General features: G+C 47.3%; 29 protein-coding genes and 1 tRNA gene. 13 read left to right on the top strand and 17 right to left on the bottom strand.

Features of this window, described 5'->3' with window-relative positions; all coding sequences use genetic code 11:
• Positions 1-13: 13 nt before the first annotated feature.
• Positions 14-919 (bottom strand): allantoinase PuuE, encoded by a 906-nt coding sequence (puuE, locus tag IXB50_RS12460; protein ID WP_215609297.1) that lies wholly within the window; start codon positions 917-919, stop codon positions 14-16.
• 168 nt (positions 920-1,087) lie between these two features.
• Between puuE and IXB50_RS12455 the strand changes: the two genes are divergently transcribed.
• The 3 genes from IXB50_RS12455 (at position 1,088) to IXB50_RS12445 (ending at position 3,633) form a co-directional block, all read left to right on the top strand.
• Complete coding sequence (locus IXB50_RS12455; protein ID WP_215609296.1) at positions 1,088-1,939, top strand: aldose epimerase family protein; 852 nt, start codon at positions 1,088-1,090, stop codon at positions 1,937-1,939.
• Between the two features lie 275 nt (positions 1,940-2,214).
• A complete protein-coding gene (locus IXB50_RS12450; protein ID WP_215609295.1) occupies positions 2,215-2,799 on the top strand; it encodes a hypothetical protein in 585 nt (194 codons plus the stop codon).
• Between the two features lie 96 nt (positions 2,800-2,895).
• Positions 2,896-3,633, top strand: coding sequence for a DNA-binding response regulator (locus IXB50_RS12445; RefSeq protein WP_215609294.1), 738 nt, complete (start codon positions 2,896-2,898; stop codon positions 3,631-3,633).
• Between the two features lie 5 nt (positions 3,634-3,638).
• Here the strand turns inward: IXB50_RS12445 and IXB50_RS12440 are convergent, their stop codons facing one another.
• The 7 genes from IXB50_RS12440 to mazG form a co-directional block, all read right to left on the bottom strand.
• A complete protein-coding gene (locus IXB50_RS12440; protein WP_215609293.1) occupies positions 3,639-5,276 on the bottom strand; it encodes an acetolactate synthase large subunit in 1,638 nt (545 codons plus the stop codon).
• Between the two features lie 82 nt (positions 5,277-5,358).
• On the bottom strand, positions 5,359-6,738 hold the full coding sequence (locus IXB50_RS12435) for an NAD-dependent succinate-semialdehyde dehydrogenase (RefSeq protein ID WP_215609292.1): 1,380 nt from the start codon (positions 6,736-6,738) through the stop codon (positions 5,359-5,361).
• Between the two features lie 550 nt (positions 6,739-7,288).
• Entirely contained in the window at positions 7,289-8,299 is a 1,011-nt protein-coding gene (locus IXB50_RS12430; RefSeq protein ID WP_215609291.1) for a Sll0314/Alr1548 family TPR repeat-containing protein, read from the bottom strand.
• A gap of 123 nt (positions 8,300-8,422) precedes the next feature.
• The gene (locus IXB50_RS12425; RefSeq protein ID WP_246564456.1) at positions 8,423-9,967 is read right to left on the bottom strand and encodes a glycosyltransferase family 39 protein; all 1,545 of its coding nucleotides are present in this window, start codon (positions 9,965-9,967) and stop codon (positions 8,423-8,425) included.
• A gap of 167 nt (positions 9,968-10,134) precedes the next feature.
• Complete coding sequence (gene folB, locus IXB50_RS12420) at positions 10,135-10,500, bottom strand: dihydroneopterin aldolase (protein ID WP_215609289.1); 366 nt, start codon at positions 10,498-10,500, stop codon at positions 10,135-10,137.
• Positions 10,501-10,841: 341 nt separating this feature from the next.
• Positions 10,842-12,158, bottom strand: a complete 1,317-nt coding sequence (locus tag IXB50_RS12415; protein WP_215609288.1) for a glutamate-5-semialdehyde dehydrogenase — start codon at positions 12,156-12,158, stop codon at positions 10,842-10,844.
• Between the two features lie 158 nt (positions 12,159-12,316).
• Positions 12,317-13,141 carry a nucleoside triphosphate pyrophosphohydrolase gene (mazG, locus tag IXB50_RS12410; RefSeq protein ID WP_215609287.1) on the bottom strand — a complete coding sequence of 275 codons (825 nt, stop codon included), beginning with the start codon at positions 13,139-13,141 and terminating at the stop codon, positions 12,317-12,319.
• 209 nt (positions 13,142-13,350) lie between these two features.
• Between mazG and IXB50_RS12405 the strand changes: the two genes are divergently transcribed.
• The 4 genes from IXB50_RS12405 (at position 13,351) to IXB50_RS12390 (ending at position 15,615) form a co-directional block, all read left to right on the top strand.
• A tRNA-Val gene (locus IXB50_RS12405) sits at positions 13,351-13,423 on the top strand.
• A 131-nt stretch (positions 13,424-13,554) separates the two neighbouring features.
• Positions 13,555-14,682: a site-specific integrase gene (locus IXB50_RS12400; RefSeq protein WP_215609286.1), complete on the top strand. Its 1,128-nt coding sequence runs from the start codon at positions 13,555-13,557 to the stop codon at positions 14,680-14,682.
• A 43-nt stretch (positions 14,683-14,725) separates the two neighbouring features.
• The gene (locus IXB50_RS12395) at positions 14,726-15,142 is read left to right on the top strand and encodes a hypothetical protein (RefSeq protein ID WP_215609285.1); all 417 of its coding nucleotides are present in this window, start codon (positions 14,726-14,728) and stop codon (positions 15,140-15,142) included.
• A 2-nt stretch (positions 15,143-15,144) separates the two neighbouring features.
• Positions 15,145-15,615, top strand: coding sequence for a hypothetical protein (locus IXB50_RS12390; protein WP_215609284.1), 471 nt, complete (start codon positions 15,145-15,147; stop codon positions 15,613-15,615).
• Positions 15,616-15,680: 65 nt separating this feature from the next.
• On the opposite strand, the gene IXB50_RS12385 is transcribed toward IXB50_RS12390, so the two are convergent.
• Positions 15,681-16,019 carry a hypothetical protein gene (locus IXB50_RS12385; protein ID WP_215609283.1) on the bottom strand — a complete coding sequence of 113 codons (339 nt, stop codon included), beginning with the start codon at positions 16,017-16,019 and terminating at the stop codon, positions 15,681-15,683.
• A gap of 319 nt (positions 16,020-16,338) precedes the next feature.
• Here IXB50_RS12385 and IXB50_RS12380 point away from each other — a divergent pair, with 319 nt between their 5' ends.
• Both IXB50_RS12380 and IXB50_RS12375 read left to right on the top strand, forming a co-directional pair.
• On the top strand, positions 16,339-16,764 hold the full coding sequence (locus tag IXB50_RS12380; protein WP_215609282.1) for a hypothetical protein: 426 nt from the start codon (positions 16,339-16,341) through the stop codon (positions 16,762-16,764).
• 483 nt (positions 16,765-17,247) lie between these two features.
• Positions 17,248-18,369: a site-specific integrase gene (locus IXB50_RS12375; protein WP_215609281.1), complete on the top strand. Its 1,122-nt coding sequence runs from the start codon at positions 17,248-17,250 to the stop codon at positions 18,367-18,369.
• On the opposite strand, the gene IXB50_RS12370 is transcribed toward IXB50_RS12375, so the two are convergent.
• The gene (locus tag IXB50_RS12370) at positions 18,338-18,673 is read right to left on the bottom strand and encodes a hypothetical protein (RefSeq protein ID WP_215609280.1); all 336 of its coding nucleotides are present in this window, start codon (positions 18,671-18,673) and stop codon (positions 18,338-18,340) included. The two genes, IXB50_RS12375 and IXB50_RS12370, sit on opposite strands and share 32 nt — an antisense overlap.
• 655 nt (positions 18,674-19,328) lie before the next feature.
• Here IXB50_RS12370 and IXB50_RS12365 point away from each other — a divergent pair.
• The 3 genes from IXB50_RS12365 (at position 19,329) to IXB50_RS12355 (ending at position 21,453) form a co-directional block, all read left to right on the top strand.
• Entirely contained in the window at positions 19,329-19,574 is a 246-nt protein-coding gene (locus tag IXB50_RS12365) for a hypothetical protein (RefSeq protein ID WP_215609279.1), read from the top strand.
• A gap of 403 nt (positions 19,575-19,977) precedes the next feature.
• Positions 19,978-20,946 (top strand): GNAT family N-acetyltransferase, encoded by a 969-nt coding sequence (locus IXB50_RS12360; RefSeq protein ID WP_215609278.1) that lies wholly within the window; start codon positions 19,978-19,980, stop codon positions 20,944-20,946.
• 63 nt (positions 20,947-21,009) lie between these two features.
• Positions 21,010-21,453: an NUDIX hydrolase gene (locus IXB50_RS12355; protein WP_215609277.1), complete on the top strand. Its 444-nt coding sequence runs from the start codon at positions 21,010-21,012 to the stop codon at positions 21,451-21,453.
• Positions 21,454-21,503: 50 nt separating this feature from the next.
• Here IXB50_RS12355 and IXB50_RS12350 read toward each other — a convergent pair whose 3' ends face one another.
• The 5 genes from IXB50_RS12350 to IXB50_RS12330 form a co-directional block, all read right to left on the bottom strand.
• Positions 21,504-21,971 carry an NUDIX domain-containing protein gene (locus IXB50_RS12350; protein WP_215609276.1) on the bottom strand — a complete coding sequence of 156 codons (468 nt, stop codon included), beginning with the start codon at positions 21,969-21,971 and terminating at the stop codon, positions 21,504-21,506.
• Complete coding sequence (locus IXB50_RS12345; protein ID WP_215609275.1) at positions 21,968-22,540, bottom strand: GNAT family N-acetyltransferase; 573 nt, start codon at positions 22,538-22,540, stop codon at positions 21,968-21,970. The genes IXB50_RS12350 and IXB50_RS12345 overlap by 4 nt, the downstream gene beginning before the upstream one ends.
• A gap of 68 nt (positions 22,541-22,608) precedes the next feature.
• Entirely contained in the window at positions 22,609-23,172 is a 564-nt protein-coding gene (locus IXB50_RS12340) for a GNAT family N-acetyltransferase (protein WP_215609274.1), read from the bottom strand.
• A gap of 38 nt (positions 23,173-23,210) precedes the next feature.
• Positions 23,211-23,723 (bottom strand): GNAT family N-acetyltransferase, encoded by a 513-nt coding sequence (locus IXB50_RS12335; RefSeq protein ID WP_215609273.1) that lies wholly within the window; start codon positions 23,721-23,723, stop codon positions 23,211-23,213.
• 13 nt (positions 23,724-23,736) lie between these two features.
• Positions 23,737-24,459, bottom strand: coding sequence for a class I SAM-dependent methyltransferase (locus IXB50_RS12330; RefSeq protein WP_215609272.1), 723 nt, complete (start codon positions 24,457-24,459; stop codon positions 23,737-23,739).
• A gap of 51 nt (positions 24,460-24,510) precedes the next feature.
• On the opposite strand from IXB50_RS12330, the gene IXB50_RS12325 reads away from it, so the two are divergent.
• A complete protein-coding gene (locus IXB50_RS12325) occupies positions 24,511-25,287 on the top strand; it encodes a 2-phosphosulfolactate phosphatase (protein WP_215609271.1) in 777 nt (258 codons plus the stop codon).
• A 10-nt stretch (positions 25,288-25,297) separates the two neighbouring features.
• Here the strand turns inward: IXB50_RS12325 and IXB50_RS12320 are convergent, their stop codons facing one another.
• Both IXB50_RS12320 and IXB50_RS12315 read right to left on the bottom strand, forming a co-directional pair.
• Positions 25,298-25,786: a GNAT family N-acetyltransferase gene (locus IXB50_RS12320; protein ID WP_215609270.1), complete on the bottom strand. Its 489-nt coding sequence runs from the start codon at positions 25,784-25,786 to the stop codon at positions 25,298-25,300.
• A 46-nt stretch (positions 25,787-25,832) separates the two neighbouring features.
• Positions 25,833-26,402: a GrpB family protein gene (locus tag IXB50_RS12315; RefSeq protein ID WP_215609269.1), complete on the bottom strand. Its 570-nt coding sequence runs from the start codon at positions 26,400-26,402 to the stop codon at positions 25,833-25,835.
• Positions 26,403-26,426 lie beyond the last annotated feature (24 nt).

The raw sequence follows: 26,426 nt of genomic DNA, 5'->3' as shown, positions 1-26,426 counted from the left end.
ACATGCAACGCCCCTACGCAATATGGTTCTGATGCCAATGCCGTGCAATCTCTACCCGTCGACAAACCCACACGTCTTCATGGGTGCTCACATAGTCCAAAAATCGCCCCAGGGCCGCTGCCCGTCCAGGCCGTCCTGAGAGTCGACAATGTAATCCCACACTCATCATTTTGGGAGCGGTTTCGCCCTCGGCATACAACACATCAAAGGCATCCTTGAGATAGGTGAAAAACTGATCGCCCGAGTTAAACCCTTGATAGGTGGCAAACCGCATATCGTTATTGTCCAGGGTATAAGGAATCACCAGATGGGGGCGACCGTAATCTAAATTCCAATAAGGCAAGTCATCGGCATAGCTATCGGCATCGTAGAGAAAGCCGCCTTCTTCAACCACCAACCGGCGTGTGTTTGGGCTCAGACGACCTTGATAAAACCCCAGGGGACGGCTGCCCGTGACCTGGGTATGGATTTCAATGGCTTTACGAATATGCTCCCGCTCGGTATCTTCCCCTACATATTGATAATCAATCCAACGATAACCATGGCTCGCCACTTCCCAGCCTGCCTCCACCATGGCTTTACCTGCATCAGGGTGACGCTCTAGGGCCATAGCTACGGCATAGACCGTCACTGGCAGGTTGCGCTGGGTAAACAGTCGATACAATCGCCAAAAGCCAGCCCGGCTACCGTACTCATACATGGATTCCATATTGATATTACGTACCCCTGGCAGTGGCGCAGCTCCCACCGTTTCAGACAGGAAAGCTTCAGATGCGGGATCGCCATGGAGGATACAGTTTTCACCTCCTTCCTCATAGTTGATGACAAACTGCACAGCCAATCGAGCATTATTTGGCCATTGAGGATGGGGCGGATTTTGACCATAGCCAATCAGATCGCGGGGATAGGCAATAGGCATGGGGTTTAAACCTCCACAGTCAATACAAGTCAGCCAGAATATTAGCGTAAGGTTCGAAAGAAAACCGCTGCTGCAAGCTATAAAGATTCCATAGCGGTATTGCAGATTGCATGGCGAAACAGCCATCATATGGCAGTGTTTTAGCAGCAATGCCTTAAGGAAACTACTATGAGTACTATTACTACTGAAAACCAGCAATATCTAACCTATATTTTGACTGATGGTGACTCTCAAGTAGCTGTAGTACCAGAACGGGGCGGTATCGTCACTAGTTGGCAGGTCAACGGTAACGACGTATTTTATCTAGATGCAGAACGCTTTAAGGACCCCAGCCTCTCAGTACGGGGCGGTATTCCATTGCTATTTCCCATCTGTGGCAACTTGGTGGACGATACCTATACCCTCAAAGGCGAGACCTACAAGCTCAAGCAGCATGGCTTTGGTCGCACCATGCCCTGGGAAGTCACGCAACAGTCCACGGATGATGGCGCTAGCTTGACTATCACGCTGAAAAGCAATGATGAAACTCGTGCAAGTTATCCCTTTGACTTTCAGCTTGACTATATCTACACCCTTAGGGGCAACACCCTAGAGCAACGGTTTCGCCATACCAATCTGTCTGACCAGCCCATGCCCTTCTCTACGGGCACTCACCCTTATTTTGCAGTAGCTGACAAAACCAAGCTAATCTTTGATTTACCCTCTAGCGAATACAAAATTAAGGGAGCACCTGAGGTCTTTGCTTTCAATGGTCAGTTTGACTTTGACAAAGAAGAGATTGACTTTGCCTTTATTAATCTCACCGGACAAACGGCTACCGTTAAAGATGGTGATAGCACCCTAACTCTCTCCTATGACGAGAACTATTCTACTCTGGTTTTCTGGACTGTGAAGGGAAAAGACTTTTACTGTCTAGAGCCCTGGAGTGGCCCTCGCAATGCCATAAATACTGGAAATGCCCTGATTACAGTAGCTCCCCAAGAGACTGTGGAAACAGTCATTTCCATGACTGTTAACTGAGTATAGACCTCGGAAATTTTCTCTCTACTTATAAGCCCCAGTTAGCCCCAGATTTTTAAGCTAGTGCTAACTGGGGCTGTTTACTTGCATTCATACAATGAATCGCTAATGCCCTCTATGTGGCTGAGTAAACCCATGATTTCGCACTAAAGTTTCCTCTTAGTTTAAAGTTTTCTCCAATTAAGGGTGTACAGATATGGGAGGGCAATCTTCAAATCCTTCGCTAGGCTAATAGCTCTGATTAGATGTTTTCGTACTTTTTGGGGAACTGCATCATGGCTCAAATACTTACCTCACGAAGGTTGTCCCTCAGTCTTGCTCTATTATTGACAACCATAGGTTTATCTCTGACTGCACCCGTTGTAAATGCTGACTTTCCTAAACAGACTCAAGATGATGTTGAATTTTTGGTAGATTTTGAGGAGGAGGATGGTCTAGACCATGAGAAGGCAGGTTTCAATGCCGTCTATATAGACAGAGAGGGCAATGTACTGGGCACGTTTGTGAACGTGCCAGGAGCAAAGATTAAAGTGTATAGCGATGGTCGGATTGAACTCGAATCACGGGACTATACCACTGAGGTAGACTACAATTCCAACGGAGAAATTCGTTCTATTGGTGATGCTCGGTTGAGATACTTTAGCGGTAGCAACCGTGTCCGAGCCATTGATGATATTGATTTTCGATATCGTCGCAATGGACTCGTTGAGCGTATCGGGAATACAGAGTTTGACTACAGTAGTCGAGGACGTCTACGAAGAATTGAAGATGTTAGGCTGAATTATGACCGCAATGACATTCTAGAAAGTATTGACGATAATAAAACTCAAGATGGTATTCGCATCATCGTTGTGAACTAAAAACTCTACAAGTAAAAACTTGCAAACCATTTGCTCACTATTTAACTACTTGCGCAAAAATGGGCCATACCATTAGCACCTCTGGAATCTGTATTGATGGCAGCTACCTCTGAACAAGTCAAGGAAATTTTGGCCTTGCGCGATCGCAAAGTAGGTCCCAAGCAAATTGCCCGTAAATTAGGACTACGGCCTGCTGAAGTTAAAGACATTATTCATAATCAGGTCACCGCTGATCCAGAAAAATATGCTCGCCCAAGGCCTCTGGCTCCGCTTAAGGAATGCCTGATCGATACGGAAGGATTTAGGCATTTTTTTGGCGGTTCTAAAGGATTGTGGAATCGCTTTAAACAGCGCGATGATCTAAAAGGAATGTCTCAAATTTTTGTCACCCGTAAGGATGGTCCCAATTATTTAATGACTAACTTTCTTATAGACTATTGGTGCCTGGGAGTAAAAAATACCATAGGCCCCCGTAAAACTAAACTGGGTGACTATCAGTTGATGATTGAAGCCACGTTTACCGAAAGTATGAACGACTCCTATGAGACTATTTCTCTAGAGCAGGCTCAAGCAATTATCTATGGGGCAGTTGATTATGCTAAATCTCTGGGCCTTGATCCTCACCCAGATTTTGAGCGAGCGAAAAAGACCCTGGGTCCTCGGATGGAAAATTTAGCACAGCTTGAGTTTGGCCTAGATGGTCAACCCCACTACATCAATGGCCCCTATGACAACGCCGATCAAATATTGACTACACTTCGTGAGAATGTTGGTGAAGGGAATTTTAAGTTCACCTACATTAGTGATGGTGGTGGGCCTGATCTATTAATGTAGCAATATTAAATCGCACAGGCGAGTTCCCGTGACTTTTCAGTAAATAGAAGATTTTCGCCATAGTCTATCGGGCAATCAATCACCGCTGGCACATCAGCTTCCAGAGCCATTTTCAAGGTGGGGATAAAGTCTTCTGTAGATGTTACTCGATAGCCCTGAAGACCAAAACTCTTAGCCAGGGCAACAAAGTCAGGGTTGTTGAATTTGATAAAGGCAGACTCACCATAGTAGTTGTGCTGCTTCCACTCAATCAGGCCATAGCCGCCATCATTAAAGATAATGGTGACAAAGGGTGTGCCTAACCTCAGGGCAGTTTCTAGCTCCTGACAGTTCATCATAAAGCCACCGTCGCCGGTAACAGCGACTACTTTGCGTTGAGGGTTGACCAGTTTGGCTGCGATCGCACCCGGTATGGCAATCCCCATGGACGCAAACCCATTGGAAATCAGACACGTATTCGGTCGCTCACAATGATAATTACGAGCAATCCACATCTTGTGCGCTCCCACATCCGATAGGACAATGTCCTCCGGTCCCATTACCTGCCGCAGATCATAGAGCAGCTTCTGGGGCTTGATTGGAAACGCCATATCATCCCGATACTGCTCATAGTCTGCCCGCATTTCATCGCGCACCGCCTGAAATGGGTAGCTGGACTGAGACTGTCGCTCCACCCGTTGCAAAATCTGTTCGAGAGCATCAGAGATATCCCCAATCACCTCCACCACGGGCATATAGCTACTGTCAATTTCTGCCGGCGTCAGACCCACATGAACGATGGGAATTTGCCCATCCGGATTCCACTTCTTCGGCGGATATTCCACCAGGTCATACCCTACAGCAATCACCAGATCGCTTTTATCAATGGCACAAGAGATAAAGTCTCGCTGCTGCAGTCCAACAGACCATAGGGCCAACGGATGCTGATAGGGAATTACCCCCTTACCCATAAAGGTATTCGTGACCGGAATCTGCAGCTCATCAACCATTTTCATAATGGCCCCACTAGCCCGCGCTCGAATCGCACCATTGCCCACCAAAATAAGCGGTCGTTCCGCCCGAGAAATGGCATCAGCGGCTGTTTGGATCGTCTCTAAGGCCGCATAGGTTTTACCATTGCGGTCCCGCGTCAGCGGTTTACCCGTCACCTCCATATCCGCAATATTCTCAGGCAAGTCAATGTGCACCGCCCCCGGATTCCCGGTCTGAGCTAGCTTAAACGCTTTTCGAACAATCTCTGACGTATTACTAGGCCGCACAATCTGAGCATTCCACTGGGTGACCGGGGCAAACATCGCCACCAGATCCAAATACTGATGAGACTCAATATGCATGCGATCAGTCCCTACCTGCCCCGTAATGGCCACCAACGGTGCCCGGTCTAGGTTCGCATCAGCCACCCCGGTAATGAGATTTGTTGCGCCTGGTCCCAAGGTGGAGAGACACACACCAGCCTTCCCCGTCAGTCGCCCGTATACATCAGCCATAAACGCCGCCCCCTGCTCATGGCGAGTGGTCACAAACTGAATCGACGACTGTTTCAGCGCCTGGAGTACCTGGAGATTCTCTTCTCCAGGCACTCCAAAGATATACTCCACTCCCTCATTTTCAAGGCAGCGGACAAGGAGTTCAGCAGTGTTCATAAAGTTACCTAGGGAATGGGTAATAAATGTTGGGATTTTCTATGTAGAGTCGTTCCATGGAATGACTCTACATAGAAACGGATTAACTCACGCAAACCGTCTTAGCATTAACAAATTCCAAAATGCCATGTCGACCCAGTTCGCGCCCAATGCCTGATTGTTTAATGCCGCCAAAGGGTAAGCGGGGGTCAGATTTCACCATACTGTTAATAAAAACAGCCCCAGCCTCGATCTCATTGATCAAGCGTTGTTGCTCAGTGGCATCTTGAGTCCAGCCACTGGCTCCAAGCCCAAATGGCGTGCTATTAGCAAGCGCAATCGCCTCGTCTAAATCCTTAACACGAAAAATAAGCGCCACAGGACCAAAGAATTCTTCCTGGTCGGCAGGGGTGCCAGGGGGAATATGACTCAAAATTGTTGGCGGGTAGAAATTCCCCAGCTCTAGCTCAGGTGGCAAACTGGCCTTGAGTTTCTCCACATGACCACCGACCAGAGCCTTAGCCCCGGCGATGAGACAATCATGAACCTGTTTGTGGATATCTCGCAAAATCGATGGTGTTGCCAAGGGACCAATGTCTGTCTCAGGCTGCATGGGATCACCCACCACCAAAGATTCATACTTCTCCACCAGTCGCGCTTCAAATTCATCAGCAATATTGTCAACCAGGATAAAACGCTTAGCTGCAATGCAGGACTGGCCATTGTTCTGTAGCCGAGCTGTCACAGCTGTTTCTACCGCTGCGTCAAGATCTGCACTAGGCATGACGATAAAGGGATCGCTGCCGCCTAACTCCAGCACTACTTTTTTCAGATGTTGTCCGGCGACTGCCGCCACCTGAGATCCGGCAGGACCGCTACCGGTTAGACTTACGCCCCGTACACGGTCATCGGCAATCACAGCAGCAGTTTGGTCAGCACCAATCAATAAGGTTTGAAACGCACCGTCAGGAAAACCAGCCTTCCGAAAAACCTGTTCTATGGATAGGGCACACTTAGGCACATTAGACGCATGCTTAAGCAATACAACATTACCTGCCATCAGGGCTGGAGCTGCTAGTCGAAATACTTGCCATAGAGGATAATTCCATGGCATCACTGCCAAGATGATCCCCAGGGGCTGATAACGCACATAACCCACATCCGAGCGCTCATCTGCTAGATAATCTGCGCCATGGTCAGCATAGTGACGGCAGACCCAGGCACACTTTTTCACTTCTGCGATCGCAGCCCCCAGCGGCTTACCCATTTCCTGGGTCATAATCCGCCCCAACCCCGAGTCATGATCTTCCAGGTAGTCGGCTGCCGCTTGAAGCCAGTTGCTGCGATCGCTAAACGACGTCCATCGATAATGCTGATACTGAGCCTCCCCTTCCACCAATCGTTGCTCAATCTCTTCCGACGTTAGTGAAGGGTAAGTTTTGTAAACTTTACCAGTTGCTGGGTTAATACTCTTAATTGCCATCGCTGACCTCCCGTAGGTTCTCTCAGCAAGCCGTCACCCTGGGTACGTCAAGATATAACCATCAACGAGCAAGTGTCTATGGATGGACTGAATACACTGGACACCGTCCGGTGGCTAACCCAACCCCAGAGGTTATATCTACTGTGGCAATTTCTATCTATATAAATGTCTTTTCTGAATTGAATATTTACTTTATTAAGCAATACTAAACAAACATGAAAGTGATTTTTATCTGGTGACAGTTAAGAACTTATTAAGTTAGCGGCCGAATCACGATTCAGGAAGTTAAGGTAGTAACCAAGATACCTCCTAACTGCGTCTTCAGCCCCGTTGAATGCCTCTGTCGGCTAATTCATTGACGGGGCTGCTACTTGTTTAAAGGTATTTTTGGATTATTTTTTTACACTTCTTAATACCTTAAATAGCTCCATTCCCTTTTGAGTTATTTTTAAGTTTTTGTATCAAAATTATCAACATAATCAGAAACTCACTCTGACTAGGAGAATATCAACCTAGCCCGAGTGAGTTTAGACAAAGAATCAGCAACGCCTTAAAGACTTTTCACAAAATCAGTCGCTTCCTGACCACAAGTCTCATGGGAGCCGCCTAGGGTGCGGCACTTTTCCTTATAAATCTTACGAGCCAAATTAGAAGGTAGCTGAGCCGCATACTCCAAAGCTTTATCAAACATGGCAACACTCTCGTCCGTTTCGGATTGACGTCGGTGTAATTGAGCTTTGAGATAAAACAGTTCGGGGTTTTCAGGCGCTGTCTCCAGAGCTTGGTCGACGGCGTCCATGGCATCTGTCATCTGGCCCAAGTCACGATAGCCCAGGGCAATCCCTCGATAAGAGAGATAGCTAGGGTTGCCATACTGAGATAACCGTTCAATGGCTTCTGCAGGGTCGGAAAACGGTAAATTAACAGCCAACATCAAATCCATAAAGCCCTTAACCAGATTCAGCTCTGGATCAGTGCTATCAATTTTCTCAGCTTCACCAATGTGACCAAAAACCTGTTGCAACATAGCTAAGGCTGCAGGCGTACTGCGGGCCACACCCTGGGTACTCATCAGGTGAGCCCCTTCCATAAAGATACCAACGGCAGAATAGATGTGGCCTCGTAGTGGATTGGTTTCAAGTAAGGCCTCAGCAGTGGACCTGGTCAGTTCTGCTTCGGTTGCCACCGCATCCCAATCTTCGTCCAGATAGGCCATAGACGCAGCCATACCATGGACTAGGGGCTCATCCGATTCAGACTTCATGGCTAGATCTAAAGCCGCACGCGCGCCCACATAGTCACCCTCTTTAAAGAAAGCTTCAAAAGCTTCTTCGGCATGGGGACCAATGTCATGCTCGGTAGTAGAACGAAAAGGATCTCCCGCCAAGGCCGGGGTAGACGCTAAGGTCAGGGTGACCGCTGTCAGGAATCCTAAGGATTTTAAACGCCTAAAATTAGAACCTAATAAATTAAGGCCTAATTTATTAGGTTCTAATTTATTAGGCCCTTGCCAAGCAAAGGGTCCTGGCCAAGCCAGGGGGTTTAAAATTCGAAACGTCATGGTACCTATCCTTATAAAGTGGGCGTTGTCGATTTCTAATGCGCTTTCTCCGATCGAGTATAGCGATTGCGCTTCAAAACCACGGGTAATCTGTGAAACTCGCCCAGCTGGCATAGGCCAAATCTAGGATGCAGCTACAACACATTGGTATTTCTGTTGACCTGTGCCTTCGGTTTTGATCCGTTCACCAACGAGCGAACAAGTTTGACTTGACAGCACGACCTTTGGTGGGAAAGGAATCTGCCGTTGTGGCTCCACTAACCAAAGGGTTGATTTTTCGGCTGGAATTTTATCGCTATTGGTCAATTCAGGTTGCCAAGTTTCAGTAGTCGCAGGCTCTGTAAATGCAATTTGCACATTGGCATGAGATGGAATCGCTAATACATAACTCAGGGCACGGGCACGGTAACTATTGCGCTGAGGAGCTATCAACACCAGCGTAGGCTGAGCATCTGCCCCTAAACGACGGCCAATTTGACCAGGCAGGTAAGATTTGAGCAAGGCCAGGTCGTAGCTGATCAATAGCTGGCTGACAAGACCGGCTACGAGTACCACCACCACTACCCATTGACGCCGATAAACCAGGGCCAATGCTGCTACCACCGTCACCGCAGGATACAGCATAAAAAAGTAACGGGGTGCCAGGGTAAGGTCTTTGCCTAAACCATAGGTGATGCTGAGCATCAGGCCAAAGACAACCAGCCCATAGCTAACCAAAGGGGACCATAGATCTAACAAGGGTTCTAACCGCCACCCTCGATTGATTTGGAACAGTACCAGGCTAAATACTCCTAACATTATCAACGCTGATGTGATGGTGACCCATAGGGGCACCTGCTCCACAGGCAGCAAAATCAGCATAAATACAGCTGCTATCAAAGACTGCAGCCAGGGTAAGACAACCGTCTGCCAGATAGGGGTTGACTGACTCAGCCAGTTGGTGCCACCCTCGGCTTGAAAATGAGTCAGGGCATTGGACAACCAGGGTAAATAAAGCAGTAAAGTGGCCCCCATAGCCAACAGCCACGATAGGGTTTGAGCACGACGGTGCCGACGCCAGAGCAGTCTACTAATGGTGACCAACCACTGGGCAATTAAGCTAAAGCTGTAGAAATAATGGACGTAAAGGCCAAGGGCATTTAATCCAATCCAACTAAGCCAATGGCGTAGAGAACGGTCACCCTGTAGTAGCGCAATCCAACTAGATAAGGCGAATACTGCGATCGCAACCGCCAAACTGTAATGCCGTGCCTCCTGAGACAGATAAATGCCATAGGGTGATACGGCCATCAACAGAGCGGCCAGAGTTCCCACCTTAGGACCACCCACCCGTCGCCCCAGGTAAAATACACCAGCCACTGCCACCAGCCCCCACAGCACGGCAAACGCTCGCATACTCCAAACGGATATCCCCATCCCTTGAAACCAACCATTCATTGCCATAAAAAATAGCGGGGGATGGTTACTATGGACAGTTACCGCCTGGGCCGCCTGCCAGGGAGTCCCAGGATCAGCCAATAGTGACCAATAGCGTTCCGGTGGTAGCAAGGTCCCCAAGGGAATCTCCTTCAGACTCTTACCCAGGCTATAGAACGCGGTGTAGAGTTCGTCTACCCAGAGAGGTTTAGCCGCTAAACGCCACAGCCGAAGGAATGCCGCCAATAGCATGATTAACGGCAGATAGGATTGATTTGTTAGCCTCAGCCTAGACAAGGATCGACTCTCGCTGATACTGCTTCAGAATGGTAGCTGATTAGCTTAAGTTGAGGAAATCGGGTCTAAACCCCCCGTCCGTCCTTTTGCTGATCAACCCCGGAGTCCCCCCAATAAATAGTTTAAGAACGATTTCTCTCTATTATTACCGCTACTCGCCCGTCAAAGTTAGGCACCGGAGCAGTCAGTTTTGTCACTGTCACCTGCACTTTTTCTAGCCGGATGTCATGATCGAGGGCCTGGGTTGCAATTTCATCCGCCAGCCGCTCAATCAGCTTAAATTTCTCAGTCTGAATAATCCGCTGGGTTTGCTGAATGATATTGGCATAGTTATGGGTATCTGGCAGGCTGTCAGATTTGCCTGCAATGGACAAATCCATCCACAGCGTTAGGTCCACCTCAAACCACTGGCCCAAAATATTCTCTTCGGGCAGTGCCCCAATATAGCCATAGGCCCGAATGCCTGTCACATTAATACAATCAGCCATCTAAAGACTCTTCAAGAATTCAACAATAGGGGTAAGCGCAGCATGCTCCCAAGGCCAATAACCTTTTGCAGCAGCTTTTTAATTGGTTTTGGCTTCTTGATTTCTTCTGGCATATACTCAACGAACCTCTAGATAGCCTTGCATAGCACCTTCAAGGGCTTCGTTATCATAGGTAACAGTCTTAAATTTATCCTTGATACGATCTAGGCGATGTAGACGGAAATCACTGTTATCACTGTTAGCTAGAAAAACTTCGGATGCTGCCTGAATACACTCATAGCTATGAGTTGTTGCAATTACTTGAACATTAAACTGATTTGCTTATGCCTAAACTAACGCATTTAGACCAAATCACGATGGGTAAACGGTTTTGCATTCTCTCCTGAGTAGGTAGCCACAATATGGCCATTACCGACTACTTGGTACTTATAGGTCACTAACCCTTCTAAACCAACTGGTCCTCGGGGGGGCATTTTCTGGGTGCTGATGCCCACCTCGGCTCCAAAGCCATAGCGGAAACCATCGGCAAAGCGGGTGGAACAGTTGTGGTACACACCAGCGGCATCCACCTGGGCCATAAAGTAATCAGCAGTGGCTTGATTTTCAGTTGCGATCGCATCCGTATGTCGCGATCCGTAGGTATTGATATGGTCAATCGCCCCATCCACCGAGTCCACCACCCGAATGGCCAAAATCAAATCGCTGTATTCAGTAGACCAGTCCTCTTCAGTAGCCGCTTGAGTATCAGTAAGCACTTGACATGTGGCTTCATCCCCCAGCAATTTCACCCCTTCCTTTTGCAGAGCGGTTGCTAATACCGGCAACGCCTTAGCCGCAATATCCTGATGCACCAGCATGGTCTCAATGGCATTGCAGGCGGAGGGGTAACCCACCTTGGCATCCACAGCAATTTGGGTCGTTTTCCCTAGATCAGCGGCCACATCTACATATAGATGACAAATACCATCTGCATGACCCAATACCGGAATGCGCGTATTGTCCTGCACAAACTGCACAAACGCATTAGAACCACGTGGAATAATCAGGTCTACATAGCTATCCAGCTCCAGCAATGCCCGCGTCTCTTCCCGTGTCGTTAGCAGCTGCACCGCATTCGGATCCACACCGGCATTGGTAAGCCCCTGACGAATCGCTTTTACCAACGCTTGGCAAGAACGTACTGCTTCTTTACCCCCTTTAAGAATGACGCCATTGCCAGACTTCACCGCCAAGGTAGAAATCTGCATCACCGCATCGGGACGGGACTCAAAGATAATGCCCAACACTCCCAGCGGACAGGCAATCCGCTTCAGCACTAAGCCATCGTCCAACTCACGATGAATTTGTACCGCTCCTGCCGGATCCGGCAGATTAGCCACATCTCGGACACCTTTAATCGCTCCTTTGAGCTTCACAGCATCTAGCTTTAGCCGACCGTAGAGGGGCTTGGCCAGGTTATCCTCCAGCGCTGCTTTGAGATCCGCTTCGTTGGCGACAGCAATGTCAGAGGCTGCCGATTCCAATGCCTGGGCAATGGCCTCAATGGCCTCATTCTTTTGTTGGGTGGATAGGCTAGCAAGGGTGCGGGCTGCTTGGCGAGTTTGGTGTGCGATCGCAACCAAAGAATTCTCAACAGCAGCAACCGAAGATACAGACATGGGTTCTTTTGAACATTAATTCACTTATCTAGGATAAGACGTCCAGCACAACTGGCTATCACCAATACATGAATTAATCGACAGATTAGCCGACAGATCAAGCAATACAGCAGCCAAGGAAAAGAAACTTGCTCCCCTGCTCCCCCTACCCCCTTCACCTAAACGTCCCTCTCTTCCCCAGCAATCACCCGCTTCGCCCGCTGCCAAAGCGCCTCCAGCTCCTCAATACTATGGTCATCCAACGGCTTATCCGCCACCTGCTCCAGCAGACCAAACCGCTGCACAAAGCGACGATTTGTCCCCTGTAAAGCTGCCACCGGGTCAATGTCACACCAGCGAGCCACCTGCATTAGACTAAACAGCACATCGCCAAATTCCGCCGCCTGATTTTCAGTACTCTCATGCTTTAACGCATGGCGAAACTCCCCCAGCTCTTCTTCCACCTTTTCCCACACCCCGTCCAGAGTTTCCCATTCAAAACCAGCCTTAGCCGCTTTCTTTGAAATTTTCATAGTCGCCATCATGGGTGATAGCGTCCGACCGTAGCGAGCCAGCTTAGCAGTCAGTGTCGTGTCTCCCTGCGCGCCTTTCTCAGCCGCCTTAATTGCCTCCCAACTAACCCTCACCTCTTCTGGTGTCGCTGCTGGATCATCGCCAAATACGTGGGGATGCCGCCGGATCAATTTATCAGCAATACCTTGCGCCACATCTCCCAAATCAAACGCATCCGTCTCACTAAAAATTTGCGATTGCAGTACGACTTGCAACAATAGATCCCCCAGCTCCTCAGCAATATGGTCTCGGTCACCCTGCTGAAGCGCATCCACCACCTCATAAGCTTCTTCCAACACATAAGGCATTAGCGTCTCTGGCGTCTGAGCCAGATCCCATGGACAGCCGCCATCAGGATTACGCAACTGGGCAACGACCTCAATGAGATGTTGCAACGAGTCTAAAGTCTTGGATTGCAGATTGATAGTCATAGGTATTGGGAGGAAAAGCCGAAGGGCAATGAATTAGATCGTCTTGCATCGTTTTACCAGATATCCATTTAACGCAAACCATAAGGTTGAGACTCATAAAAAGCTCATCCTTAAGCAATGTCATCTGAAATTAAATTTTCTTTGCCAAAAGATCGCCTTTGGTCACTGTCATCTGTTAGTATTTACTCCTGTGCAAATGCGCAGTCCACGGACGGTTAGCTCAGTTGGTAGAGCGCCTGCCTTACAAGCAGGATGTCACTGGTTCGAGCCCAGTACCGTCCATCAAGGAAAGTCAAGCCTTAAGCCAGTTGTGGCGGTTTCTTCAGGAAACTGCCAAGCTGACTCAGCTAGTCTGAACTAGAATAAACTGACTAATTTTTAGATCAAAATTAGATCAGGAATTTGGGTTCAAGATGGGGCGAAAATCACTCACAATCGAAGCAATCAATGCCAGGTTGGAAACAGCTCAGCTGGGGCTAAAAATTTATCAACGTGGCGAAAAGCTATCCATTCGCGGTACATTGCCTCCCAAACCCAGTAGTAAGCGTACGAAACCCCATCAGCAGCTGATTAGCCTGGGGGTGTATGCCAACCCAGCCGGTCTGGAATATGCTGAGTCAGAAGCCTTTCGCCTGGGAGGTTTACTGGCCCAAAAGCGTTTTAGCTGGGAAGCAATTAGCTCAGACCCAGACCAGACTCCAGCTCAGGATCCTGAGGAAAGCTGCCAAGTGTGGATAGAACGCTTTCGGCAAGACTGGTTAAAGTATCAGGATGGAGATGAGGCGGTAGTTGAGCTGAAATGGCGCGAGCAGTTTTGGTATCCCGCCTTTAAGTGGCTATCCCCTAACGCGGCCCTCACGCCCTATTTATTAGAAAGTGTTGTGCAGCGGTGGAAGCCTAACAGTCGCAGTCGTCAAATTGCCTGCCAAAAATTGCAACGACTGGCAGACTTTGCCAACGTTAAATCAGATATTAAGGCTTACCAGGGAGACTATAGCCTCAATAATGTAGAGCGGATTATTCCGGACGATCCTGAGATTGTTAACGCTATTGACAGTATGAAAAACAAGTCCTGGCAGTGGGTTGCCGGGATGATGGCCACCTATAACTTGAGGGACCATGAAGCCTTTTTGTGTGAGGTGGAGTGGCGAAAATACGACGGTGAGCAATGGCTGGTGGCCTTGGTGCCCGATGCCACTAAGACGGGCAAGCGAGAGACCTTTCCCTTACCCCCCGAATGGGTTGAACGGTGGCAATTGGACAATGTGCGTCGGCCTGATGTCACAGCACGTATCAATAAGGAGTATGGAGATCGCACCTCCACCGCATTTCAGCGAGCCAAAATGCCCTTTCCTCCTTATAGTTTGCGCCATGCCTGGAATATTCGTGCGGCTCTATGGTTGGAACTGCCCACTGCAGTAGCGTCTCAGTTTATGGGCCACAATCCTAATGTGAATCTGGGCACTTATCAAAAGCATATTTCCAAAGCGCGGGCCGCCCAGGCATATTTTGAAGCGTTAAGGCGTAAGCAGGGTGGATAATCCCTTGAAGGATTATGCTGTAAACCGTTAACAGGATTTAGGAATGGGATTCCTTGATTTTTTTAGAAACAACAATCGCCAAGATAACCAGTTAGCTCTGTTTGAGGGTGAAGAAACCTCGATTATCGACAGCACTGAACCGTCCCGTAACCTGGCAAATAAACGCCTCATGGAAGAAGCCAAAAAACGAGGCGGAACTGCTCGTACTTATCCTGCTATCAATGCCTCTGCCATTCAAGAAATGCTAGGGGAATCACCCGATCAGCTCTATGATGCGTTGGATATTCCGCAAAGCGATCGCAGTCGTCTACCCCAGGCAGCTAAAGAAGCATTAATGGTTGGCGATATCGCAGCACTGGAGCAAATATTAGACGATAATGCTATTGGGCACCGCCCACTCATCCAATCTGCTACAAAGGGGTATCGTAAAGCCAAAGGCATTTTCCGTTGGAATCGGTAGTCATGCTAAGTCTCGACACATTACGCCAGGAAACCTACACAAACTGGGAAGTCCTACATTTTTGTAAGGCTGCTTATCCCCATGCATCACTATCTTGGAATGTAGATGACGCCACAGCCCAACGTTTACCGTACACTAACCAGCCTTTCAAAACCGATATTCGCCAGCAATTTGGAGACCTGAGAAAGCGCCATACCTGGCAGCAAGCCGCCATTTATTATGCAGCGCTAAGTATGCTCAGTGGTGATTTAGAAAGCTGGCAAGTCCTGTGCTGGGCCACTATCCCAAATTACCTAGGTCACGATCTGATCATGGAGCATTACCAGACTGAACTGCACGATTGTCTGTTTCAGATGCCCAGGTTTATTGAAATCATCAAAGCCGGTTTAGAACAGCTTTATCAACGCCCTGACCTCTCAGAAGAACGCGCCCAAATCGAAGCCTCTCGCAACATCAATTTGTTACCCGTTTGAGTTATTTGATTACAGTAGCTTATCAGATGGTGAGTTATTTTTCGGCTTCGCTCAGGATGAGGTGATTAAGCACTGCGGAGGGTGGTGCGTTTTGCGGCTAGGGTGCGATCTCGTGTTTGACACTTCTCAATATCCGCATACCAGTCAGGACGGCTAGACTGGGGAGAACGACGGTCTATGATCTCTTTGCCTGCTCGATAGTGACCAGACCTAACTTTATATAAACAGGCATCATAATTTTTGTAGCCCAACAGTTTCCACGCATCACTGAGCTTGACCAGTTTTGCCGGGGTTTCTAGTTCAGCATTGAGGCGATTATGCAACACCTGTAGTTGTTGCTCAATATCATCCAGCCTGTGGTGGAGCTGCCCAAACAACTCTTGCAGCAATTCTCCAGTATCCATATCAAATCCCCAACAGTGATAAATGGGTGAGAAACGGGGAGTATGCCAAACATGCTCAATATGCTTGGTGAACCTTGACGCCATTAATCTTAGAACACCTCCATCAGGCAGCCCTGTTTTCATGCTGATTACTTTAATTTTCTTAATTTAATAGCACCTGGATATCCTGTCAAAACTCTCCATTCACAAAAGCTTTGATTTCCTTAGAACCTTTCCTCTATTAGCTTTGATCGAAAAAATATTTAAATTACGCATCATGTCAGCATGGCTGTTAAATGTTGAGTTACGATTGAAGCGAAATTTTCAAAAGGTTAGCCCCATGCCCCGCAGACAAGATCCTTCCTCCACCCCCACAACAACCGCTGCTGGCAATAAAGCCAGGGTGCGGTTTACCTTTGAGCCTGACCGTAGTTCTCCCAACGGGGTGACCTATAGTTGGCTAATTCATAGAACCTATAGGGGCAAAACAAAAGCTGCTGATGCTGTAAGAGCTTTTTGGTTACCCTTTGCCTATCAGGATGCAAATAATCACTCTGAATCAGAACTCAAGGACCTTGCCCAACAATCCATCTGGCGAATGGAAGAACAAATTCAACATCTGCGGGAAACCTTTGGACTGAAAGTTCCACTAAGAAGAACAGAACCAGCAGAGGTTACAGAAATAGATCCTCTTGCAGCACTTACAGAGGAGACTTCTCGTTTGAACCAGATGGATCTACTTGATGACTTTTCCGATGTGCTCTAGGAGGCGATAGTGACAAAGTCATCCAATTCTAAAGTTTCATCTGAATCTCTCAAACTTTAAAGAGAGATTCTTGTATGGTAATTAATTTGTTATGCCAGGAACCCTATGTTCAGTTTCAATAGGGATAAAGGAGATTAATACTGGCTCCTGACTCAATACACTAAGGAGACTATTGCTCAGGTGCAATCGAGCCAAGCATGACAACCATTAGGGGAGACGATAGTTTCTGCTAGAAATCGCTCTCAATCCTTAGAATTCTTAGAGTATTAAATCTGTTCTTTATAGAACTGCAATCTCAATAATTCAACATTTAGCTTGATAAGAGGAAGTTCTACCACTGAACTACATCCGCAGCGGTTAAATGCAATAGTAGCAGGTAATTTAGCGCCTCAACACCCTGAATTTACGTTACTTAAATGTCTATTGATGTCGATGTATATTTAAGGAAATTAGGCCAATTCTAGTCCAGATTTAGTCCAGCTTATGCCGAAGCTTGAATACACGTTGGCAGCGGTTAATGCCAGGTTAAAGGCGAATAATACCAAGGTAGTCCTGGAGCAGCGGGGTAGTTCGCTGAGTATGCGGGCGACGTTGCCACCGAAACCGGGAAGTAATCGCATCGTTCCCTATCAGCAAAGGATCGCCCTTAACTTACCGGCCAATCCAGATGGATTAAAGCGGGCTGAAAAGGATGCGCGACTTCTGGGGGCACGACTGGCAACGAAAGAGTTTGACTGGATTGATTATGAAGTTCACTTGGTGAAGGTAAAACACACTGCCAAGGATGTCATTAAAGAATTTGAGAAGGATTACCGTAGTCGAAATGAGCTGAAGCAGTCTACCTGGAATGAGAACTGGGCCAAAATTTTTAAGCGCTTGCCACCGAATAAAAAGCTAACGACTGACATCTTAATTGGGCAAGTGTTAAAGCAGCCTCATAACACTCGAATGCGGCAACAAACCTGTCAGCGATTACAGAAGCTGGCAGACTTTGCACAAATTGAAGTGGATTTGATGCAATATCAAGGTAACTACGGACCCAGTAAAGTGCAGGATCGTGAGTTACCCAGTGATGAACTGATCGTGGAGTGGTTCGAGCGCATTCCCAATAAGGGTTGGCGATGGGTTTATGGAATTATGGCAGCGGCAGGATTAAGGCCCCATGAAGCGTTTTTCTGTGAGTGGGTTCCAGAAGGGCTCCAGGTTTTGAAGGGAAAGACGGGACCACGTCTAGTATTTCAGTTGTTTTACCCTGAGTGGGTTGAGGCATGGGGATTGAAAAATATTTGTCGCCCCCGTATAGATGCTGAACATGCCTACACCAAGGGAAATTTAGGCAAAAAGATTAACAATCAGTTTCACCGGTATGGATTGCCGTTTCAGCCCTACGATTTACGCCATGCGTTTGCAATTCGGACATCGGTGAATTTTAATTTGCCAGAAACAGTCAGTGCGAATTTAATGGGACATACGCCTAGTATTCATTTGGCGAGATATCACAAGCATATTTCTCTTGCCCATAGTCAACAGGCTGTGAAGAGAGCCTTGAATTCAGCTGATCGACCAACGCCACCTAAACAACGCGACGACGGCTCTGTTCTTTAGTCTTTCTTGCTTTGTAGGCTTGAACATCAACAACAAAACGGCGACCTCGTTTTTGGATCTCTGTACCCGATAAAAATTCACCTTTTCGAATGGCATGGCGAAGGGATTCGGGATTGTCAAATCCAAGCATATAGTAAGCTTCAGATGTGGGGTATAGCTGACGGGAAGATTCTTGGGCTTTGTTCTGTATTGCGTTAAACAAAGCAGCCTGTTCTGTTTGAATCTGCTCCATACGAGCAAATACCATCTCTAATGTTCGGTTGGTTTGCCTGAGTTCTTCTAACACTTTGGAGTACATATCCATGACTCCGTTCTCCATGATATGAGTTATCAAGCGGTAGATGAGTTTGTTGTTCTGCGGGTAAGCATTATTAGCCCAGAGGCAATGCTTGTGCTTCCTGATAGAGCCATCATATATCAAAGATATTTAGCTGTGCTGACAAAATGCTGGCGCAGAAACATTGCTTAATTTAATTTGTGGTTGAATATTTCATATAGGCGGATCGTCAACTTTTTTAACCTACACTTCTGAACTCAGACTATCTAAAGCTCTGGGTTTTGAAGGAACCTACTAAAGTTGTCAGCATAAATCACTGAAATATGGGCACTAACTGGTTATGTCTGATTAATAGATCAGCATAGGGCTCAAAACCACTGATTTAGTTGAGCTTTAGTCCCTAGTCAAAACTGTATTTGCTTGCTAAACTGCCCCTTGACTCAGTTAGAAGTTGTGGCTAATCTAAGCCTTAGGCTGTTCACGGCCTTTCTACAGAGCCCATAATTTAGCGCCATCGGCAGGTGCTCCAACACCATGCCGATGACATACACCTTCAAGCTGAGCACGCAGCCTGAGAGTGCAGGTTTAATGTACCTGATGCCACCTCAGATTGCACCTATGCAAGGGGTGGCTAACTTATGGCTCTGGTTTCCTTCTCGTCGTTTATCGGAGATCAGAGTCCATGTTTCTTGATAATAGTCAGGGCGCAGGTGCGCCCACAGATCCGCCTGCCAGTGGAGCATTGCCGGAATATCAGTATGAAGATGTCAGGCTAATGCTACTGGGTAGTCTGACATCGGTTCAAAATACCATCGCCCTATTGTTTAAGCTTAATTATGCGGAACCGAATGATTGGAGTCGCCCTCTTGCTACTGGTCGGCCCAATGAGGTGATGGCAATTTTGACGAAGCGCGTCAGGGTGGATTAGAACAAAAAATGAGGCCATGTTTGTCCCATGGCCTTGAGCTTGATTAAAGCCAATTGAAAAATGATGTCCCCCTCGGCGGCGGAATGATGTGTGCTCAGAGCAGGTCGCCGTTAATTTGGGCAAAATTTAGGTACATAGTTTGCACACACAAAAGACATATTTTTTACGTGAAAGGCCTAGTTGCGTGGTCGCGCAACTATTCCAAACGATAGGCTAAGAAATGCCTAAAAGTTAGTGTCCATAAGGCTCAATAGATTTATTGTTCACTGGCTTTAACTGTACTACTACAGACAAAACACCTTCAGGAATGATAGTTTTATCGTGACGTGATTCACCTGGCTAGCACACGTATCTCTATAAGCTTCGACTGGTGCAAAGAAATTGTGTTTGGGAGAAGGATTTAATGTCCTTAGCGGATCTGGCAAGGATTCGGGTGATGCCTGAAGCTGACATCCCTAACCTCAAATCGTTTGTGGACCAGACAGTAGGTGATGATTATTTCTACGAAAGTACCTATTCAGTCGTCAATCCTATACCTGTGGTAGTTGCTGAGCATCAGCAAAAGCTGGTGGGTGTTGCGGCTGTTTACCACAATAGCCTGCACCCCTACTGGGTTAAAATTTTGGTTGCAGTTGCAGAAGATGCGCGCAGACAAGGTCTGGGCAGAAAACTGCATGAAGCGGCATTACAGGCTCGACCTTTGCAGCAACATCATCTTGGTGTTGAGGGGGATTATGACTTTGGCAATGAAGCGGCAGAAGGTTTTCTAAAATCCCTGGGATATCAGCTCAGACTCGACTGCCACTGTTTTGAGTTAAGTCTTGAAGGTTTTAACTTCAGCCATGAGCTAGTGCCACCATCACAGGTAACATCAAATAGCCTCAAAATCATATCTTTGAAAGATCTATTTTTGACCCCAACAAAGCAGCAAGAAGTCTTTGATTTTTTAGTATCCCGATATACTGAAGAACATTTCTGGTCGCCCCCTCATCCAAAAGATCATCCTGAGTGGCAAAAGGTAATATCGAATAAAGGGATTCTGCCAGAGCTCAGTTTCGCCTTGTTAGCCAATGGTCAGGTTGTCGGTGCTACAACGGCAGGTGTTACTGGTGATGATACCTTAGATATGATTTGGGCCTATGTCAGTCGCCAGTATTCTACAGATGAGGCTATATTATTACTCAAGTGTCTTCTTGCTCATCAGTTTAAAGCAGCGCTTGATCGAGGGTTATCCAAGGCAGAGGGTGAGATCGATACAACAGATACGGTGTACTGCTCATTACTGAATTGGTTGCCTATTTGCAATGATAAGGTTTGGCGTATTCTTCAAGCACCCCGAACTCTGTTGAATCATTCCGACGCAGCAGATTGAGCTGAGCAAAGCTACAAAGCGATCGAGAACCCAATAACCAGAGCCATCATGGAGTAAAAACACATGGCAAGAGCACAGGCCATTGTCATAAAGGATATGCAGATATTGATGGTACAGCATAAAGATGCTCAAACTGAATGGTGGTGTTTACCAGGTGGAGGCATTGAGGAAAATGAATCGCCAGAGGAATGTGTAATACGAGAACTGTATGAAGAGTGTCAGGTTAATGGAAAGATCATTCGACAGACTAGCCATAGCGTACATGATGATGGCTTTCAAAGTTATACCTACTATGTAGACATTGGCCATGAACAGCCAACACTTGGGTTTGATCCAAATGAATTGTCGAAAAATTATAGATTGGTAGATGTCAAATGGATGAAATTAGAGGAAATACCCGAAAGAGACAGAGCATATTTGTGGGCTTCCGGGTTAATAGGCGTGTCAGATTTTTCAAAAGTAGTCGAGACATGGGGAAATGAAATCAGTCTTCCAAAGGGGCCATAACAAGTTTTTCAACTGTGCCAACGGCTTCACATGGTCGTTGATACAGCCATCTACTCGCCAGTTTCAATCACATCAGTGGATGGACCATTGGCCTGTAGATCTTCAAGCAGTGTTCCAAGTTTGGCGGGAACAAATCGGTCTGGGGAATCTTTGACTTCACTGACGGGCCACCATCGATATTCTCGAAAACACGATAATTCCGCATCTTCCATTGAGTTAGTCACTGGAACGAATTCTTCACATGGTACATAGAAGAATCTTTCTCGTTCTTGCAATCGTTCACCTCCGTTAAAAAACGTACCGTGACGAACCCAAATTTCCTGGCTGTTGCCAACAAGACTCAATCCAGTTTCCTCGCGTAACTCGCGCCGTAAGGTTTCGGGAGCAGTCTCTCCCGGCTCGCGTCTGCCGCCAGGCGTAATCCAGATTGTCCCCTTGGAACCTTTGATCTTCATAAGCAGCACCCGTCCTTGGGAACTCATCAGGACTGCCCTAATAGATTCAGGAATATCTTTCATAGGGTATCTCTCGATAGTGTTCTGTGCCAGATCAGCTGATGTTCGCCAGGACATTTATCATAGGCATTACGAACGAAACGGAGCAGTGTACACCCCATGCTCTGATAAAAGAAGCATGCTGGAGCGTTGATGTTTTGTGTTTCGACATGCAGTTCTATACAACTACGAGACCGTGCCCAGGCAATAGCGGCCTCAAATAGACGACGCCCTACGGACCTACCACGGTAGTTGGGGGCAACGCGGATATCCCAGAGCACAGCCAGGTCGGTTCGGCCTTGAAGCATATCCACACCTGGCGTATTATGGGCGACAACACACCCACCAATAGGCTGAGCATCATTACTGGCCAGAAAAACAGCCCAGTTGCTCAAGTCAAACCTGGTTGGGAGTAACAATAGTGAATTGTAGATGTCATAATCTTTGAGCCAGGGTTTCGGCACTGGATGCTCGCTAAGGGTGAATGAATCTGGGGAATTACCTGATACTTCGATGATCGAGTTGACCATGAATGAGATCGGAATCGTGGCGTACTGGCCAAGATCCGAGACTTTGGCTTGCTGGATTTGCATTGGGCTCGGAGAGATAATGTCCGGATTGGACTCGAATTTCATCATAGGGTAGAACACTAGTCAGTCCTTTATTCTTGTTCTATTCTCTTCCTTTCCACTTGTTGAATATCTGCGCTTCCAGTAGTGCCCTTCAGTGAAAATTCTAGTCTTTTCGAACTATACCAATCAATCGTACCAATTCGGTTAAAGTCATTGGCTTCCAGCAAAGCACACGATGCGTGATTATTGAGGTGAACACGAGCCAGGACAGTATTCTTCTGTAGGTCTCCGATAGCAAATTCGACGACTGCTCGGATTGCTTCTGATGCAAATCCCTGTCGCCGTGAATTTGGGACAACAGCATAACTGAGAACTGGAAGAGCCGTATTGGTTGCATGAAGAGCTACATATCCAACATACTCGCCAAAGGACTTCAACCAAATAGTCCAATATAGTGTCGATCCACTTTCGGATACAATACGTATTCGACGAATGCGCGACGCTACTACATTCGGATCAATTGGTCCATTTTCAACAATGAATGGGTGTGTCGATGAGTCGGTCAAGAGTAGTGTGTAGCCATCGATATCGCACTCTTGAAACTTAGTAAGTTGGAGACGTTCAGTTTCTAGCTGTCTAAACATTGTAATCATTAGATTTAGCCGCAGAATGCGGCCATCTGCAGCGACAATTAGCCATCTGTAGGATGGTGTGGTTCTGCCCCTGCTTCTGTGTTCAATTCAAGTCTGGTAGTCATTGGGCGGAAGCCTTGATCGAGGTAAAATTCTTGGGCTCCAGTATTCTTGTTCCACACGCTTGTTTGAACATACCGAAAACCATGGCTTCTTGTCCAGTCAATGGCAGCCTGGAAGAGGGCCGTGCCGATCCCCTTGCCTCGATAGGACTTGTCTACTACCGCGTTATCGATCAGGGCGAATTCGTGTGGCCGGAACATAGGGTACTTCGGATGAGCCGATCGCTCTACAGTGACGAATCCAACCACCTGACCGTCTAGTTCCGCCAGGAGGTAATCGGCGTCGTCCCGAAAAATCCACGTTTGCACTACATCATTTCCACGAGCGTCGCCAGCCACCGCTTGGAAAACCTCCGGCAGAAGCTCCGCATGGTGATCATCCAACTGCCTGTAGAGGCGCTGGATTTCTGGAACATCTTGGGCTTCAGCTTTACGGATAGTGGGACTCATTATTCTGAATAACCTATTCGGTGGTTCGCTTAAAACTGTAAATCTGAAAGTTTGGTACCCGCCATTCTTCGTTGTAGTACGGATCAGACAGATCAGGGAGTGGTTCGATAAATCGCGTTAGGACAAATCCATGATTGAGAAAAAGACCGAAGATATAGCTCAGGGGCCTGTGATAGTTTTTAATCCTGATGCCACGCCACTCCAGGTCCATGGCAAAGTGTTCCATGTATCGGTCAACCTTCCGGTAGGCTTTGTTCCCTGCCGCATCTTTAATCCAGCCCTCTGTAGTTGAGGCCATATTGCTAATGCTAACAACGATCAGCTCTCCCCCAGGACGCAAAACACGGGCAATTTCTTGAGAGGCTGCCTGAAGATCGGCAATATCGATAAACGTTAGGTAGCTGAGGACGATGTCAAAGGAAGTACTCTCAAATGGGAGGTCTTCAGCAGTCCCTTCAACATAGGTTGACATAGGGTCGAGGCTGCGCGCCCGTTCGATGAACTGTGGGACTGGGTCTATTCCTGTGACCAATGCACCATTGTCTTGCAGTATTCGTGAATATCGTCCCTCGCCACAACCCAGGTCGAGAACGGCTTTCCCCTTTGTGTTAGTTAGAAGCTTTTCTAGGGCTGGGTCAAGCACTGCACGACGCGCCCAGTCTCCTTCGGTACCCTGGTCTGCGATCCAGGCATCCGCTGATTGAATCCACTTTTCGAGTGCAGAATTAGCGCTCATGATTTTAGAAATTGTATGCACCTCTTTGTAGTATAACTTCAGGGAAATGAGGTGTTATTTCGCACAGAGACGGAGCAACTGATGTATTTTAATCAAGCTAATTTTGATATCCGCTGTGAGTGGGGACAGCAGGGCATTGAACAGCTAACCGCCATCAGTGATGTTGTCATCATTGTTGATGTTCTATCATTTTCAACCTGTGTAGAGATTGCCACCAGCCGTGGTGCGACTATTTTTCCATATTGCTGGCGAGATCACACAGCCAGGGAATTCGCTCAGACAATCGATGCAGAATTAGCCGAAAAGCGGGGCACCAGTCGTTATTCACTATCACCGGCTTCATTGCTTCAAATTGATAGCGGTACTCGGTTAGTCTTGCCTTCACCGAATGGTGCAACGCTGAGTTTAGCGACAGAGACAACACCTACACTGGCTGGCTGTTTAAGAAACTGTAGGGCCGTTGCCTTGGCCGCTCAACACTATGGCCAGTCGATTACAATCGTGCCTGCCGGTGAGCGGTGGCCAGATGGTAGCCTTCGCCCTGCGTTTGAGGATTTAGTTGGTGCTGGTGCGATCGCGCAAGCGCTGACTGGTCAGTTCGCAAGTCACCTAAACGGTCGATTATCACCTGAAGCCCAAGCCGCTGTTGCTGCATATCAAAGTGTTCAGTCAAATTTATTCGACGCGATCCAGCAGTGTAGTTCTGGAAGGGAACTGGTAGAGATCGGCTTTGAACAAGATGTTGCGTTAGCAGCACAGATCAATGTGAGCGATTGTGTACCCAAACTGGTCAATGACGCTTATATAAATTGCAACAGCGAGCGTTAACGTGGAAACTTCAAAGTAGAAGCTGCATTTCTCGAATATCAAAAGGCGTTGCAGATTCAACATGTTTTACGTTATTGGTGAACTCAAAGCCTGACTTGAGATATAGCGCTTTCGCTGCAGGAACCTCTATGGGCACCCAGAGGCGGATAGTGGAAAATTTCTTGGAGCGCGCCCATTGAATGACTGCATTTAGTAACAAGTACCCTATCCCCTGGCCTCGATACGCTGAATCAACCCACAAACCACCAACCCTGCCGCTAGCTTTATGTTGTTGATCAACAAGGCCATAGATAGTCCCTCGGGGTTTGCCGTCAACTTCTACGAGAAACATAATATGTGGGTCGACAAGAGATTCTGTCTGCTCTATCCAGTAGGATATCGGGCGGGCAGATGCCTCATCTGCGGATTCAGCAAACGATTCTGGCGCATCACGTAAGGCTGCAATACGAAGTTCACGGACTAGGGCATGTTCTTCCCTGTTAATTGACCGAATTTTCATAGTGGCCAAGCCTACATCGCTAATCATCTGAGGTTAAGTTGTGGACTTAAATTGCTTCGTTCTGCTTTTGTTTAAGAACATCAACATCTGAAACTGTCTGCTGTTTTTGCCAGGATTCTGCTGCAAGAACGATATCTATAACAAATTTATCTTTACCAGCCGTATAGGCCCTTGAATCTATGGGATATTGTTTGGCTAATTTACGCTTCAAGTCGCTATATTGCTGAGCTGCTTCGGGATGGGCAATCAAGTAATCTCGAAACAGCAAGTGACGCTTTACAGGTTCAGCATCTATCTCAAAAGCGTGTACATGATGGGTTCTAACACCGTTCGTATTGGCTTTACGAAAATATCGGCGACCTACAATGCCATATTCATCCATGACTTCATAGCCCAGCAAAATCATTTCTGATGATTTCGTATCCACTGCAGAGATATCTTCAACTATGACCAAAAGATCGACAATCGGTTTCGCGTATATGTCTGGAATAGCTGTGCTGCCAATGTGATGAATTTCTTTAGCCATAGCACCTAAAGCAGTGCTAAGCTGATGAGCTTCCTGCGCAAATAGACTACGCCATATCGGATTATGGGGAACAACTTGGACTTTACCCATTAGACATCTCCAAAATATAAATTC

The sequence above is a fragment of the Leptothoe spongobia TAU-MAC 1115 genome (assembly GCF_018739885.1).
Classification (GTDB): Bacteria; Cyanobacteriota; Cyanobacteriia; order Phormidesmidales; family Phormidesmidaceae; genus Leptothoe; species Leptothoe spongobia.
The sequence above is the reverse complement of the archived record's forward strand: the minus strand, read 5'-3'. Positions and strand labels throughout refer to the sequence as shown.

What these genes read in the sequence shown, in the direction of transcription:
- IXB50_RS12345 (WP_215609275.1), bottom strand. Translation starts at nt 22,540, where the DNA reads ATGCAAATCCAGCAAGCCAAAGTCTCGGATCTTGGCCAGTACGCCACG.
- IXB50_RS12400 (WP_215609286.1), top strand. Translation starts at nt 13,555, where the DNA reads ATGGGGCGAAAATCACTCACAATCGAAGCAATCAATGCCAGGTTGGAA.
- IXB50_RS12360 (WP_215609278.1), top strand. Translation starts at nt 19,978, where the DNA reads ATGTCCTTAGCGGATCTGGCAAGGATTCGGGTGATGCCTGAAGCTGAC.
- IXB50_RS12425 (WP_246564456.1), bottom strand. Translation starts at nt 9,967, where the DNA reads ATGCTATTGGCGGCATTCCTTCGGCTGTGGCGTTTAGCGGCTAAACCT.
- IXB50_RS12330 (WP_215609272.1), bottom strand. Translation starts at nt 24,459, where the DNA reads ATGAGCGCTAATTCTGCACTCGAAAAGTGGATTCAATCAGCGGATGCC.
- IXB50_RS12450 (WP_215609295.1), top strand. Translation starts at nt 2,215, where the DNA reads ATGGCTCAAATACTTACCTCACGAAGGTTGTCCCTCAGTCTTGCTCTA.
- IXB50_RS12350 (WP_215609276.1), bottom strand. Translation starts at nt 21,971, where the DNA reads ATGAAAGATATTCCTGAATCTATTAGGGCAGTCCTGATGAGTTCCCAA.
- IXB50_RS12320 (WP_215609270.1), bottom strand. Translation starts at nt 25,786, where the DNA reads ATGAAAATTCGGTCAATTAACAGGGAAGAACATGCCCTAGTCCGTGAA.
- IXB50_RS12335 (WP_215609273.1), bottom strand. Translation starts at nt 23,723, where the DNA reads ATGAGTCCCACTATCCGTAAAGCTGAAGCCCAAGATGTTCCAGAAATC.
- IXB50_RS12340 (WP_215609274.1), bottom strand. Translation starts at nt 23,172, where the DNA reads ATGATTACAATGTTTAGACAGCTAGAAACTGAACGTCTCCAACTTACT.
- IXB50_RS12365 (WP_215609279.1), top strand. Translation starts at nt 19,329, where the DNA reads ATGTTTCTTGATAATAGTCAGGGCGCAGGTGCGCCCACAGATCCGCCT.
- puuE (WP_215609297.1), bottom strand. Translation starts at nt 919, where the DNA reads ATGCCTATTGCCTATCCCCGCGATCTGATTGGCTATGGTCAAAATCCG.
- IXB50_RS12435 (WP_215609292.1), bottom strand. Translation starts at nt 6,738, where the DNA reads ATGGCAATTAAGAGTATTAACCCAGCAACTGGTAAAGTTTACAAAACT.
- folB (WP_215609289.1), bottom strand. Translation starts at nt 10,500, where the DNA reads ATGGCTGATTGTATTAATGTGACAGGCATTCGGGCCTATGGCTATATT.
- IXB50_RS12395 (WP_215609285.1), top strand. Translation starts at nt 14,726, where the DNA reads ATGGGATTCCTTGATTTTTTTAGAAACAACAATCGCCAAGATAACCAG.
- IXB50_RS12375 (WP_215609281.1), top strand. Translation starts at nt 17,248, where the DNA reads ATGCCGAAGCTTGAATACACGTTGGCAGCGGTTAATGCCAGGTTAAAG.
- IXB50_RS12315 (WP_215609269.1), bottom strand. Translation starts at nt 26,402, where the DNA reads ATGGGTAAAGTCCAAGTTGTTCCCCATAATCCGATATGGCGTAGTCTA.
- IXB50_RS12445 (WP_215609294.1), top strand. Translation starts at nt 2,896, where the DNA reads ATGGCAGCTACCTCTGAACAAGTCAAGGAAATTTTGGCCTTGCGCGAT.
- IXB50_RS12455 (WP_215609296.1), top strand. Translation starts at nt 1,088, where the DNA reads ATGAGTACTATTACTACTGAAAACCAGCAATATCTAACCTATATTTTG.
- IXB50_RS12380 (WP_215609282.1), top strand. Translation starts at nt 16,339, where the DNA reads ATGCCCCGCAGACAAGATCCTTCCTCCACCCCCACAACAACCGCTGCT.
- IXB50_RS12430 (WP_215609291.1), bottom strand. Translation starts at nt 8,299, where the DNA reads ATGACGTTTCGAATTTTAAACCCCCTGGCTTGGCCAGGACCCTTTGCT.
- IXB50_RS12440 (WP_215609293.1), bottom strand. Translation starts at nt 5,276, where the DNA reads ATGAACACTGCTGAACTCCTTGTCCGCTGCCTTGAAAATGAGGGAGTG.
- IXB50_RS12355 (WP_215609277.1), top strand. Translation starts at nt 21,010, where the DNA reads ATGGCAAGAGCACAGGCCATTGTCATAAAGGATATGCAGATATTGATG.
- IXB50_RS12385 (WP_215609283.1), bottom strand. Translation starts at nt 16,019, where the DNA reads ATGGATACTGGAGAATTGCTGCAAGAGTTGTTTGGGCAGCTCCACCAC.
- IXB50_RS12370 (WP_215609280.1), bottom strand. Translation starts at nt 18,673, where the DNA reads ATGGATATGTACTCCAAAGTGTTAGAAGAACTCAGGCAAACCAACCGA.
- IXB50_RS12415 (WP_215609288.1), bottom strand. Translation starts at nt 12,158, where the DNA reads ATGTCTGTATCTTCGGTTGCTGCTGTTGAGAATTCTTTGGTTGCGATC.
- IXB50_RS12390 (WP_215609284.1), top strand. Translation starts at nt 15,145, where the DNA reads ATGCTAAGTCTCGACACATTACGCCAGGAAACCTACACAAACTGGGAA.
- mazG (WP_215609287.1), bottom strand. Translation starts at nt 13,141, where the DNA reads ATGACTATCAATCTGCAATCCAAGACTTTAGACTCGTTGCAACATCTC.